Annotated in this window: 13 protein-coding genes and 1 other RNA gene; 12 read left to right on the top strand and 2 right to left on the bottom strand. The window is 65.3% G+C overall.

The features are described 5' to 3' along the window. Positions 1-72 precede the first annotated feature (72 nt). The gene (locus tag AC1DT2_RS00575) at positions 73-1,146 is read left to right on the top strand and encodes an acyltransferase family protein (RefSeq protein ID WP_477293423.1); all 1,074 of its coding nucleotides are present in this window, start codon (positions 73-75) and stop codon (positions 1,144-1,146) included. Positions 1,147-1,233: 87 nt separating this feature from the next. On the opposite strand, the gene AC1DT2_RS00570 is transcribed toward AC1DT2_RS00575, so the two are convergent. Together AC1DT2_RS00570 and AC1DT2_RS00565 are read right to left on the bottom strand one after the other, a co-directional pair. Further along, positions 1,234-2,526, bottom strand: a complete 1,293-nt coding sequence (locus AC1DT2_RS00570; protein ID WP_477293421.1) for an aminopeptidase P N-terminal domain-containing protein — start codon at positions 2,524-2,526, stop codon at positions 1,234-1,236. Further along, positions 2,523-3,089: a UPF0149 family protein gene (locus AC1DT2_RS00565; RefSeq protein ID WP_063574088.1), complete on the bottom strand. Its 567-nt coding sequence runs from the start codon at positions 3,087-3,089 to the stop codon at positions 2,523-2,525. Before AC1DT2_RS00565 ends, AC1DT2_RS00570 begins: the two co-directional genes overlap by 4 nt. 91 nt (positions 3,090-3,180) lie before the next feature. On the opposite strand from AC1DT2_RS00565, the gene AC1DT2_RS00560 reads away from it, so the two are divergent. The 11 genes from AC1DT2_RS00560 to AC1DT2_RS00510 all read left to right on the top strand — a co-directional run bounded on the left by AC1DT2_RS00560 (position 3,181) and on the right by AC1DT2_RS00510 (position 12,849). Continuing rightward, entirely contained in the window at positions 3,181-3,405 is a 225-nt protein-coding gene (locus tag AC1DT2_RS00560; RefSeq protein ID WP_063574137.1) for a TIGR02449 family protein, read from the top strand. An 8-nt stretch (positions 3,406-3,413) separates the two neighbouring features. Further along, the gene (locus AC1DT2_RS00555) at positions 3,414-3,722 is read left to right on the top strand and encodes a cell division protein ZapA (RefSeq protein ID WP_046967972.1); all 309 of its coding nucleotides are present in this window, start codon (positions 3,414-3,416) and stop codon (positions 3,720-3,722) included. Between the two features lie 7 nt (positions 3,723-3,729). Further along, positions 3,730-3,913, top strand: a non-coding RNA gene (gene ssrS / locus AC1DT2_RS00550) — 6S RNA. A gap of 109 nt (positions 3,914-4,022) precedes the next feature. After that, positions 4,023-4,634 (top strand): 5-formyltetrahydrofolate cyclo-ligase, encoded by a 612-nt coding sequence (locus tag AC1DT2_RS00545; RefSeq protein WP_477293418.1) that lies wholly within the window; start codon positions 4,023-4,025, stop codon positions 4,632-4,634. After that, positions 4,631-5,089 carry an EVE domain-containing protein gene (locus tag AC1DT2_RS00540; protein WP_213949356.1) on the top strand — a complete coding sequence of 153 codons (459 nt, stop codon included), beginning with the start codon at positions 4,631-4,633 and terminating at the stop codon, positions 5,087-5,089. The genes AC1DT2_RS00545 and AC1DT2_RS00540 overlap by 4 nt, the downstream gene beginning before the upstream one ends. Beyond that, entirely contained in the window at positions 5,086-5,742 is a 657-nt protein-coding gene (gene rpiA / locus AC1DT2_RS00535; protein WP_213949355.1) for a ribose-5-phosphate isomerase RpiA, read from the top strand. Before AC1DT2_RS00540 ends, rpiA begins: the two co-directional genes overlap by 4 nt. 165 nt (positions 5,743-5,907) lie before the next feature. Continuing rightward, positions 5,908-7,365, top strand: coding sequence for a DNA recombination protein RmuC (locus AC1DT2_RS00530; protein ID WP_477293415.1), 1,458 nt, complete (start codon positions 5,908-5,910; stop codon positions 7,363-7,365). 80 nt (positions 7,366-7,445) lie between these two features. Then, entirely contained in the window at positions 7,446-8,042 is a 597-nt protein-coding gene (folE, locus tag AC1DT2_RS00525; protein ID WP_063572933.1) for a GTP cyclohydrolase I FolE, read from the top strand. A 2-nt stretch (positions 8,043-8,044) separates the two neighbouring features. Then, positions 8,045-9,355: a hypothetical protein gene (locus AC1DT2_RS00520; protein WP_477293413.1), complete on the top strand. Its 1,311-nt coding sequence runs from the start codon at positions 8,045-8,047 to the stop codon at positions 9,353-9,355. Further along, a complete protein-coding gene (locus tag AC1DT2_RS00515) occupies positions 9,348-10,061 on the top strand; it encodes a hypothetical protein (RefSeq protein WP_477293411.1) in 714 nt (237 codons plus the stop codon). Before AC1DT2_RS00520 ends, AC1DT2_RS00515 begins: the two co-directional genes overlap by 8 nt. After that, entirely contained in the window at positions 10,054-12,849 is a 2,796-nt protein-coding gene (locus tag AC1DT2_RS00510; protein ID WP_477293409.1) for an AAA family ATPase, read from the top strand. The genes AC1DT2_RS00515 and AC1DT2_RS00510 overlap by 8 nt, the downstream gene beginning before the upstream one ends. Positions 12,850-12,865 lie beyond the last annotated feature (16 nt).

Genomic DNA, 12,865 nt, shown 5'->3' with positions numbered 1-12,865 from the left:
CATGGCCGATTGTCGCAACCGGCTGACCGCGTATCCTTCGGTTTCCTCTTCCAGCCTAAGCCTATCCCCGGGATGTCCTTGAATAAAGTGCGCTATGCCTCAGTCGATGTCATACGTGGAATGACGGTTGCGGCGATGCTTCTGGTCAACGATCCGGGCGATTGGGGCCATGTGTGGTGGCCTCTGGAGCACGCCGAGTGGAACGGCTGCACGCCGACCGACCTCGTTTTTCCCCTTTTTCTCTTCATCGTGGGTGTGTCGGTCTCGTTGGCCATCGTGCCACGCATCGAGGCCGGTGCGGAACGTGCACCGATTCGGCATGCGGCGTTGCGCCGCGCTGCGCGCATCGTCGGATTGGGCCTGGTGTTGAACCTCATGGCGTGGGCTGCGATCCCGGAGGCGCATCTGCGGATTCCAGGCGTGCTCCAACGGATCGGCATCTGTTTCGCCGCGGCGGCGTTGCTCGCCGTGCATACGCGGCCGCGCACGCGGGACGCCATCGGCGTCGCGCTCCTGGTGGGGTACGGGGTGTTGCTGTTGGCCGGGGGCTCGCTCGAGCCCTGGATCAACGTCGTGAGCCGCGTCGATACGACCGTGTTCGGACACTTCGTCTACATCACCGACCCCGCCACGGGGCGCGGCCACGATCCCGAAGGCCTGTTGGCTACGCTACCCGCGCTGGCGACCACGCTGCTCGGCATGCGTGCAGGGGCGTGGCTTCGCGCAGGCGATACGCGTCGGCTGATTATCGCCGCCGTCATCTGCGCCGTGACGGGCTGGTTGCTGCAGCCGCTGTGGCCGTTCAACAAGAACCTGTGGACGCCGAGCTACGTGCTGTGGACAGGCGGGTGGTCCTTCGCGTTGCTGGCCCTTTTTCACGTACTGGTCGACCTGCGCGGCTGGAAACTTCCAGGACGCGCTTTCGGTGTCAATGCGATCGCCGCTTATGCGGGTTCCGGGCTGATGGTCTACCTGTTGATCGCGCTCGGGGTCACCGTGCCCCTGTACCAGTGGGCCTTCGCTTCCTGGATGACGCCACTCTTCGGCCCCTATGCGCCTTCGGCCGCCTGGGGCGTGGTCTTCGTCGCCATCTGGTGGCTGGTCGTCCGCTGGATGGACAAGCGAGGCATTTACCTCAAGGTGTGAGGGAACGGCATCCTTGGCCCGCTGCCGCGGGATCGCCGATGAATCGGCTCCCACAACGCGCAGTGCCCATGCCACAGGCGCCGTCGTCTAGCGTTCCAGGGCGTCGGGGGATTTGGGGACCATCGCGGTCAGCACGTCCGGTGCACCCTTGGTCACGGCCACGTCATCCTCGATGCGAATGCCGATGCCACGCCAGCGCTCGTCGACGGCCTTGTCGTTCGGCGGGACATAGATGCCGGGTTCGACGGTGACGACCATGCCTTCCTCGAGCACGCGCGGTTCGCCGTCAATGCGGTAATCACCCACGTCGTGTACGTCGAGACCGAGCCAGTGGCCGGTCTTGCTGGGAAAGTAGGTTTTGTAGCTTCCCTCGGCGATGGCCCGGTCGGCGCCGCCCTTGAGGATGCCGACGGCGCAGAGACCTTCGGCGATAACGCGGACAGCGGCGTCGTGTGCCGCGCCGAACGAGAGCCCCGGGCGCACCGCGTCGATCGCGGCGAGCTGCGCCTCGTGGACGATGTCGTAGAGCGCGCGCTGGGCCGGGGTGAAACGCCCACCGACCGGGAACGTACGCGTGATGTCCGAGGCATAGCAGTCCACCTCGGCGCCGGCATCGATCAGGAGCAGCTCGCCATCCTTGAGCGTGGCCCGATTCGCCTGGTAATGCATGATGCAGGCGTTGGCGCCACCGGCGACGGTCGGCGGGAACGCCGGCACCGCGCCCTGGCTGCGGATGCTGCGAAGGATCTCGCCTTCGATTTCATATTCGGCTGCCCCGGGGCGTGCCAACGCCATGGCGGCGATGTGGGCCGCGCCGGCGACTTCGCCAGCGCGTCGCATCAGGGCGAGTTCGTCGCGCGACTTGAACAGGCGCAGGTCGTGCAGCAAATGCCCCAGCGCGACCAGATCTTTCGGCACGACGCCGCCGCCACGCGCGGTACGCAGCCGGCGGATCCACCCAAGCAGGCGGGCGTCGAAATCCGGCTCCTGGCCGAAGTGGCAGTACACCCGCGCCCTGCCCTCGATCATCCCGGGCAGGATGTCGTCGATGTCGTCGATGGGAAAGGCGTCATCGAGGCGAAGTTCGCGTGCGGCACGATCCGTGCCCATGCGCTCGCCGTCCCAGCGCTCGCGCTCGGCGTCGCGTTCCCGGCAGAACAGCACGGTTTCGCCATGGGCCCGGCCCGGCAACAGGGCAAGCACGGCTTCGGGTTCGCCGAAGCCGGTGAGGTAGTGAAAATCGGAGTCCTGCCGATACGGCCACGGGGCATCGGCGTTGCGCATGCGCTCGGGGGCGGCGGCGAGGATCAGTACCGAATCTTCGCCCGCCATGCGCATCAGCTCCCGGCGGCGCCGGGCGTACTCCGCGGGCGCGATCAATGCAGGGTGTCGCTGGCCGGTCGTGATACGCGACTGAATTCGGCGTGCAACAGCAGGGCACCGGTGCGGACGTACTCTTCGATTTCGGTCAGGTTTTCGTCGTTGACGTCATCGTCCTTGTCGAACTCGAACTCCGTCGTGGCGATACCCGCCATGTCGGTAAGCACTTCACGCGCTTCTTCGCTCATGCTCTTGTTGGTTTCGGGCGAACCGCCCAGGCCGAAACCGCCGAGGAAGCCCTCGGCCCACTCGCTCAGACCCTCCGCACGCTCGTGGATCGGCGCGTCGTCGTCGGGTAACCAGGGCGAAAAGGTCAGGTCGAGGTCGGCAAGCCATTCTTCGGTCTGGTGACGGAGCCGGGTGAGCATGGCCTGCTCTTCCGCCGTAGGTGCCTGGTCGGGCTCGAGTTCGAGCGCCGCCAGCACCGACCCGTGAGGGAAACGGCCACCGGCGCTGATGTAACCCACCAGGGCGCCATGGAATTCGCTCACCGACATGGCCAGCTTGCAGCGCCCGATGAGTTCGGCGATCTCTTCGGGATCGACGGTCTGATTGGCGGACATGGGGGTACTCCTCGATAACTTTGCTACGCAGTCTAATACAGGTGCCATCACCCCCTGCCGACAAGCGCGAACGTCCTGTTATAGTCCGCGCATGACGAACCCGGACGCCTTCAAGACCGAAGTGGAAGCCCTGAGCGCGACGCTCGACCGGCTCGTCGATACCGTTCGCCGCCTTAACGAGGAAAACCGCAGCCTGCGGCATAGCCAGGAACAGCTGGCCAACGAACGGGCGGGACTCATGGCGCGCAACGAACAGGCGCGCGGCCGCGTCGAAGCGATGATCCAGCGCCTCAAGGCGCTCGAGAACACGGGCTGATCTGTCACATGAATGCCACCGCCAGCGAACCGGTATCCCTCCGCCTCCTCGACCGCGAGTTCCATATCGCGTGCGCGCCGGAGGAACGGGCCGGTTTGATCGCCGCCGCCCAGTTTCTCGACGGCAAGATGCGCGAGCTCAAAGCCAATGCCAAGGCCCCCGGTTTCGACCGGATCGCCGTCCTGACGGCCGTCAGCATCGCCCACGAGCTGCTTTCGCTCAGAAAGGAGCACGAGTCGCAGGAACAGGTGCTGACCGACGGATTGGCTTCCCTTCGCAAGAAGCTTGATGGTCTGCTCGACGCACCGGTAAAATAGCGGCAGGCGTTCCCTGCGGTGTTCGCCAGCGCACTTTACATTTGCCTTGTTCCTACATACGACCCCGGGTCGGCTATTCGTGGCTGTTGTGCATGTCCGCCTTCGTGCGGAAAGCCTAAATGCTGCGTGGCTCTCCCACCTGATCCTTTGGATCAAGGTCGTTTGGTGCGCAGCGGCATCGCGGAGAACGCCTCTCCTTAATCAGCCGATCGGCCGCAGGGCCGGTCAGCGCCCCCGTCGCGGCACCGGCTGGGGCGGCTCGACGGCAACCTTCGACCGTGCCGTTCAGCTGAGTCCCCCATGTCAAAGCTTCCCGAGAGACGCGAACTTCGAGCCGACCTCGTCCAGCGCCGACGCCAGCTGAAGCCGGCCGAGCGCGTTGCGGCGGCCCAGGGCCTGCGCCACTCGCTGGAGCAGCTGCCCGAATTCCTCACCGACAAACACGTTGCGGGCTACTGGGCGACCGGTGGCGAGCTCCCGCTCAACATGGCCATTGCGCCGCTCGCCGAGCGCGGCCAGACCTTTTACCTGCCGATCGTGACCAAATCGGGTGGCAAACGCCGCCTGACCTTCGCCCCGTGGACCACGGGTGAGATTGTCGAATCCAACGACATGGGCATTCCCGAGCCGAAGGCCTCCGAGCGCATCGTCGAGGCGAACAAGCTGGACCTCGTGCTGGTACCCCTGCTGGGTTTCGATCGCAAGGGCAATCGCCTCGGCTTCGGTGGCGGCTACTACGACCGCAGCTTCGAGTTCCTGCACGGCCAGCAACGCCCGGCGCAGCCCCTGCTTGTCGGCGTCGGCTACCACTTCCAGGAACTGGATGCGATCACGACCGCCGAGTGGGATATCTCGCTCGACTACATCGCGACCGACAAAGAGCTGATCGACTGCACGGGCAACGCCCTATGAATTACTGGCTCATGAAATCCGAGCCGGATGCTTTTTCCATCGACGACCTGAAGCGTAAAGGCAGCGAACCCTGGGATGGCGTTCGCAACTATCAGGCGCGCAACTTCATGCGCGACGGCATGAAGGTCGGCGACAAAATTTTCTTCTACCACTCGAACACGGATGTCCCCGGCATCGTCGGCATAGCATCGGTCGCTTCACCGGCCTATCCGGACGAGAGCCAGTTCAACAAGAAATCGAAATATTACGACGAGAAAGCCACACGCGAGGAACCGCGGTGGATGCTTATCGACGTGAAGTTCGAGCGCAAGCTCGCACGCACGATTTCGCTCGAAGAACTGAAGAACCGCGACGAACTCGCCGACATGCCGCTGGTGCGCAAAGGCAACCGGCTGTCGGTCATGCCGGTCGCCAAGAGCGACTGGGATTTCATCCTTACGCTGGAAAAGCCATGAGCCAGGACAACGAGAAGCGCCTTGCCGCCGAGACCGCCGTGCATCGTTATGTCGAGAACGGCACGTTCAAGGGCGGCATCATCGGCGTAGGCACCGGCTCCACGGTGAACTTCTTCATCGATGCGCTCGCGCCCTTCCGCGACAAGATCAAGGCCGCAGTATCCAGCTCGGAAGCCTCCAGCGATCGCCTGCGCAAACTTGGCTTCGATGTCCTCGATCTCAATGCCGCTGGCCGCCTCGACCTCTATGTCGACGGGGCCGACGAGTGTGATCCGCAGAGGCGTCTGATCAAGGGCGGTGGTGCGGCACTCACTCGCGAGAAGATCGTGGCTGCCGCGTCCGACAAGTTCGTCTGCATCATCGACTCCACCAAACAGGTGGACGTCCTCGGCAAGTTTCCCCTGCCGGTCGAGGTGATTCCGATGGCGCGCAGCCTGGTGGCCCGCGAGATCGTCGCCCTCGGCGGCCAGCCGGTGTGGCGCGATGGCGTCGTCACCGATAACGGCAACTGGATCCTCGATGTGCACAACTGGCACATCACCCAGCCCGTGGAACTCGAGGCCACGCTGAACCAGATCGTCGGCGTCGTCGCCGTGGGCCTGTTCGCGAAGCGCCCGGCGGATGTCGTCATCGTGGGCAATCGCGAACTCTGAGACGCTCCGGCGCGAGACTGCCCTACCCTCTGTAGGGCCGATTCATCGGCGATCGCAGCCATGTGGGAGCCGCTTCAGCGGCGAAAAGCCAACGGAGCGGTTTAGCCGCAGCGCCCATCGCCGGCATAGCCGGCTCCCACACAAGCCGGTGTACCCTCTCGCCCCATGACGCTCGAAAGCATCCTCCTCATTGTCCTCCTGGTGCTGGCCATTGCCTGCATCGCCCTTCTTCTCGTCGTGCTTTCCCGCGGAAAACACGACGACGGCAACGCCGGCCGCCTCGACGCCCTGCGCGAAGACACCCGCCGGCTCGAAGGCGTGCTGCGCGACGAACAGCGTGCCGGCCGTGGCGAGCTCGGCGAGAGCTTCAACCAGTTCCGCGCGCACGTTCAGGAGCAGATGCAGCTGGCCGCCGAGCGGCAGCACGAGCGCATCGAAGGCTTCGGACGCCGCCTCGACCAGCTGACCGAGCGCACCGATACCGGCCTGCAGTCGCTGCGCCAGGGCCTGGCCGATGACTCACGCAAGACCCGCGAAGAATCCGCGCTCACGCTCAAGCACTTCGGCGAACTGCTCGACCAGCGTTTCACCGCCCTGACCACCGACAACGAGAAACGTCTCGGCGAGATCCGCGCCACCCTGGAGGCCCGCCTGGCGGCCATCCAGCAGGACAACGCGGCCAAGCTCGAACAGATGCGCGCCACCGTGGACGAGAAGCTGCAGTCCACCCTGGAAACCCGCCTGGGGCAGTCCTTCCAGCTCGTTTCCGAGCGCCTTGAAGCCGTCCAGCGTGGCCTCGGCGAGATGCAGGCCCTGGCCGMGGGCGTCGGCGACCTGAAGCGCGTGCTGACGAACGTGAAGACCCGCGGCACCTTCGGCGAAGTCCAGCTCGGCGCCCTGCTCGAACAGATCCTGGTGGCGGAGCAGTACGCCGCCAACGTCGCCACTGTTCCCGGCTCCGCCGACCGCGTGGAATATGCGATCCGCCTGCCCGGCACCGAAGACGGCACGCCGGTCTGGCTGCCCATCGACGCCAAGTACCCGATCGAGGACTACCAGCGCCTGCTCGACTTCCAGGACGCCGCGGATGCCGAAGGGGTTCTCGTCGCCGGCAAAGCGCTCGAACTGCGTGTGCGTGAAGAGGCCAAACGGATCCACACCAAATACGTGGCTCCGCCGCACACCACCGACTTCGCCATCCTGTTCCTGCCCACGGAAGGCCTCTATGCCGAGGTAATCCGTCGACCAGGGCTGTCCGATCAGTTACAGCGCGACTACCGGGTCACCATCGCCGGTCCCACCACGCTCACCGCCCTGCTCAACAGCCTGCAAATGGGCTTTCGTACCCTGGCGATCGAAAAGCGGTCGTCCGAGGTGTGGCAGGTGCTGGGCGCGGTCAAGAACGAGTTCAGCAAGTTCGGCACGGTGCTGGAAAAGACCCGCAAGCAGCTGGATACGGTGCGCAACAGCATCGACAGCGCCGGCACCCGGACACGCGCCATCGAGCGCAAGCTTCGCGGCGTCGAGTCGCTGACCGGCGACCAGTCACAAGCCTTACTGGAGCTGCCGGCCGATCTCGACGACACCGAGGCCGACGCCACGCCCGATCAGTCCGAGGACTGATGGCCGCGAGCACCCATCGCCGATGAATCGGCTCCTACATTCCTTATAATGAGCGTTTGCAGCCCAAGGAATCCCTCCCGATGAGCGACGACGCCAAGTCCCGTCCGGTCACCCGTGAACAGGCCGAAGAAGCGGTACGCACGCTCCTGATCTGGGCGGGTGAGGATCCCAAGCGCGAGGGCCTGCTGGATACGCCCAAGCGCGTGGTCAAGGCCTACTCGGACTGGTTCAAGGGTTACGACGAAGACCCCGCCGAATACCTGCGCCGCACCTTCAAGGAAGTCGAAGGCTACGACGAGATGATCGTCCTTCGCGATATCGAGTTCGAAAGCCACTGCGAACACCACATGGCCCCGATCATCGGTCGCGCCCACGTCGGCTACGTGCCGACCGACCGCGTCGTCGGCATCAGCAAGCTCGCCCGCGTCGTCGACGGCTTCGCCCGCCGCTTCCAGGTGCAGGAAAAGCTCACCGCGCAGATCGCCCACTGCATCGAAGACACCCTGCGCCCCCGCGGCGTCGGTGTGGTCATCGATGCCAGCCATGAGTGCATGACCACCCGTGGCGTGCACAAGCGTGGCGTCTCCATGGTGACCAGCCAGATGCTTGGCAGCTTCCGCGAAGATCCCCGCACACGAGGCGAGTTTCTTCGCTTCGTCGGCGTCGACCGTCGCTGACGTTGAGCGGACCGACCGACACCACCCTCCACGACGAACGCCTGCAGGATCTCTTCCGCGACGGCTTCGTCGCCGAGGACCTTCCTGCCGTCTTCCCGCTGTTGCGCGGGCGAGGCCTGCTGCGTGCGTTTTCCGCCCTGTTCCACGGCAGCGAGGCCCAGGTGCTGCTGCGCCTGCTGGTGTTGCGCACACTCGGCGCACGCTCGCATGCCTCGGAGTGGACGCCGCAGGAGATTCGCGACCATCTCGCCTTTGTCGACGCGGTGAAACTGGAAACGGTGGTCCAGCGACTGAAGGATCACGAGCTTCTCGTCTATGACGGTGAAACACAGCGCTATCGCGTCGGCCCCCTCGGTCGCAAGGCACTGGCGGCGCTCGCCGTCATGCTGGAGTTCGAGAACGACGATGACGACGGCCTCGGTTACCTCACGGCGCAGCTCGCCGCGGGTCAGGCCATCGGCCGTGTGTCGGTGGACGAGCTCGGTCACCTGTTGTCGCGCCTGAGCGAACTGAAGGAGGACTTCGATCGCGCCGTCCTCTCGGGTTCCGAACACCGGATCCGCCGCGCCGCCGAACGCCTGGATTCAGTCTGGACGTGGGTCGAGAAAGGCACCGAAGTCGTTGCCGGCATCACCGAGAAGGAAGAGCTGGAACCGGCGGCGCATCGGCTCGCCCAGGCCGTCGGTCGAGCGCAGAGTGCCCTGCTGCGCCAGGCCGGTATCTTCCAGCGCGAACTCAACAAGATCGACCAGCACCGCGTGCACCTCGGACGTACGGGCCTGTCCTCGTCCGACCTCGTCGGCTGGCTGCGCGCACTGGATGTCGACGCACTCGCCGCCTTCGAGGACGGTCAGCTGCTGATGCCCTTGCCGGCGTCCTTCATCCACGACCAGATCGCCCTGGACGTGGCGGAATTCGAACTGCTCGAGCGCGAACGCCTCGCCGCCGAAAGCACGGCACTCCCTGGCGCCGAACAACCACCGGACACCGCCGATCTGCCGATGGACGAGGAAGACCTGCGTTTCCTCGAAGACTGGCATGCCGAGCTCGCTGCCATCGTGAGCCCGCGCGAACTCGCCGATACGCTGATCGGCGACGACTATGCCTTGTCCGCGTATCGCCTTTCCTTGCTCGGCCTGCTCGGCGACCCCGAATCGGCGGCACTCGAAGGCGGCACGGCCGATCTTGCGCGCCTGCCCCTCGCGCTCGAGATCGAACCGATCCTGATCGAAACCGACCTGCCACAGATCGCGCTGGTGAGCGCAGGACGCCTGCGTCCGCGAACCGTCGCGAAGGACACCACCGATGCATGATGAAACCGCCACCCTGGTTACCCGGCTGCTCGCCCAGCGCTGGTTACCGCGCGACGACGTGCAGGCTCGCAAAGCCCTGCTTGACGAAGCCTTTCGCGAGGAACTCGACCGCCGGCTTGAGTCGGTCGGGCTCGAACTCCGCGAACATCCCTATGCCGCCTACATCGGCCTTGCCGTGACAAGGAAGAGCGAGCGCGCCGTCTTCGGTGGCAGCGACAGCTGGATATCCAACACCTTGCAGCTGGACCGCGACGGTGTCGCGCTGCTCGTCGTCATCTGGGCGTTGATCGTGTTGCCGAAGCGGCAGCGCCAGGTCGAGCGCCAGGATGTCGAAGCCGCCGCATCGCAGAGCCAGATGTTCGCCGAGCAGAAGCCTATTCCGCGAGACCCTACGGTGTCGCCGGTGATCGCCGAGCGCACCCTGCTCGCCGACTTCGGCGAGAAGCTCGGCGGCAAGACACGCGTCGGTTTCAACCTGGGTACGCTCAATCGACTCGGCTTCATCATCCGCCGCAAGGGTGAGGTCGCCGAAGGTCCGCTTCTCGACCTCGCCTTCGATTACGAGCGCACCGCACGGCGGATCCTCGATGGCGCTCTCGGCGACCTGCTGGCGGAAGCCGCATCGCGCCCGCCGTCCGCTCCGGTGCACGACCTGGACGACGACGAAGAGCCCATGGACGAAATCGAGGAAAACGCCGATGTTTGATTTCCGCAGCCTCGAGGTCGTCCACTGGGATTACTGGCAGCGCTTTGTCCTCCCGCTGGACACGAACATCGTCACCGTCGTCGGGCCGAATGGCTCCGGCAAGACGACCCTGCTCGATGCGTTGCGCACCCTGCTCACCATCGACTGCGCGGGCAATCGCGACTACAAGAGCTATCTGCGCCACAACGGCAAGCCCTTCGCCTGGCTGCGCGCCCGTGTCGGCAACACGCCGGGGCCGAGCGGCGAGCGCCCCTTCTTTCCGCTGATGGACCGTGAGGTCACGCTCGCCTGCCGCATTCAGAAGAAAGGTGGCGAGTGGACGCGACACTATGCCGTGGTCGGCGGCGATGTCAGCGTGGAGGAAATCGAGGCCCGCAACGACTTCCTGGGACTGCGCGAGTATCGCGTGCGTCTCGAAGGCGCCGGCTTGTCACAGGCCATCCGTCGCGTGCTCACCCTCGAACAGGGTGCGACGGACAAGCTCTGCCAGATGCCACCGAAAGCACTGTTGGACCTGGTCTTCGATGTCTTCGGCGACAAGGCCGTGCTCGACGACTACCAGCGTGCGCGCAACGAGCAGAACGAGGCCGACCGCGAACAGCACGGCCTCGAGCACCAGCTTTCCCTCATCGGCGTAAGCCTGCAGGAAGCCGAGGCCCGCGCGCGTTCGTTCCAGGAATGGAATGCACTCAAGAGCGAGCGCGTCGACCTGGTTGCCGACATCCTGCCGAGAACCGAGCTCGCCGAGCTTGGGGCCGGCATCCGTGGCGCGCGACCCCCGCTGACCGGCGTCAAGCGTCGTGTCGGCGAACTCGAAGCGCGCGATGCCGAACTCACGCGCCAGCTCGGCGAGTTCGATGCGGGTGGAGAGACCCTTCGCGGCGAGCAGCACGAGGCCGATCTCGCCCGGCAACAGACCCAGAAGAGCCTCGATGCCGCTCGCGCCGAGCTCGCCCAGAACGATCTTCTGATCAAGCAGGAGCTACGCCTGCGTGAGATGGTCGCCGCGCAAGGCGGCGCCGATCACGAGCGCCTGGCCGATGTGGCACGCGATGCCCGCGCACGTGTCAATGCGCTTCAAGGCGAAGAGACCACGCTTCGCCAGCAGCTGACCACGCTCACCAGCCAACTCTCGGCATGGCGTAGCGGCCGCCGCTACACGCCCGATTTCGAGGCCGACTTCCGCCGCGCACTCGAAGGCGCGGGCATCCGTCACAGCATGCTCAGCGAGATTGTCGAGATCGTCGAACCGCGCTGGCAGCCGGCCGTGGAAGCGGTGCTGGCGGGCTATCGCCATGTGGTCCTGCTCGACGATCCGCGCGACCGCGAGAAGGCCTGGAAGCTCGGTGAGCAGCATCGCTACAAGCACTTCGTCGTGGCCGATCGGGCACCCGCGGAGAAGGCCACGCGGGGCTCCCTTCTCGAGGTCGTCGAGTTCTCCGCCGCGGCGCCGGATTGGCTCCTGCGCAACCTCGATCGTATCCGTCGCGTAGAGGATATCGCCGACGGTTCGGCGTTCGGGCGCGAGCAGGACTGGATCACCCCGCAGGGTTACTTCCGCGAACGTCGCGGCGGCCGACACCTCGGCGTCGACGATATGTACTTCGGTGCCGGCGCGCGTGACCGACAGTTGCGCGATGGCGAGGCGAAGCTGCGCGAGATCGAAAGCCGCCTTCGCGACATCGCGAGCGAACGCAAGGAAACCCTGGCCCGCGCGACCGATGCCGAAGGCGTGCTTCGCGGTGCCAGTGCAAGCAGCCAGCTCGCCGACCGCGCCGACGAATTCAGCGAAGCGCATGAGCAGCAGATGCGCCTGCGAGAAGACGTTCAGCGCACGGCGGACAGCCATGTGGCTGCCGAGAACCACTACGAGGCCGTGCGCGACAGACGACTGAAAACGTCCAACGCACGTGACAACGCCGCCCGCGAACAGCGGGTCGTGCAGAACCAGCTTGCCGATGCCGTGCGCCAACACCATCAGCTGCGCAACGACCAGATCGATCGCCTCAAGGCCTTCCGTGCCAAACGCGCGCATGTCGGCCTCGCCCACCGCAGTCGCGCCGCCATGGCCGCGTTGCGCGAACGCTACGAATCGCCTTCTTCCGTGCGCCGCGAGATCGAACGCATCGAGCGTCGTCTCGAGGAAGGCCATTGGGAGCAGGATGCCAGTGTCGTCGCGCTGCGCGAGAAGCTGTGGACTGACCACGACGGTCTCAAGCTCGATCTCGAGAAGCGCCGCATCCACCTTGAGCGCGCCTCGCGTATCACGCACGAAGCACGTGGCGCGTACATCCAGGTCCTGCGCAACACGGTCCGGCGCTACGCAAAGAACCTCAAGGTACTCGCCGAACTGGCGGGCATCGGCGTGGACGTCGAGCTCCCGGAGTTGAGCAACGACGACCTCACGCTCGCGTCGGCGGCGTTGCATGTGCGCTTCGAGTTCGACAAGAAGGGCTGGATCGGCATGGACGACGGCGAAGCATCCGGCGGCCAGCAGGTGATGAAATCGCTGCTGTTGCTGGTGGCGCTGATGCGCGATGAAGATCGTCCCGGCGGCTTCGTCTTCATCGACGAACCCTTCGCGCATCTGGATATCTTCAACATCGACAAGGTGGGTGCATTCCTGAAATCCACGCGAGCCCAGTACATCCTGACCACGCCGGCCACGCATAACGTCAATGTGTTCCAGCCATCGGATCTGACGCTGGTGACGAGCAAGCGGCGGCCGGGGGCGACATGGGCGCAGCCGTTGGCCGTGTTGCGCAGGCGGCCTGCTGCGGCCGCCTGAATCCGGAAGCGACGGT

Source organism: Luteibacter sp. P4_E6, assembly GCF_056401535.1.
Note: the sequence above shows the minus strand (reverse complement) of the source record. Positions and strands in the feature narration are given on the sequence as shown.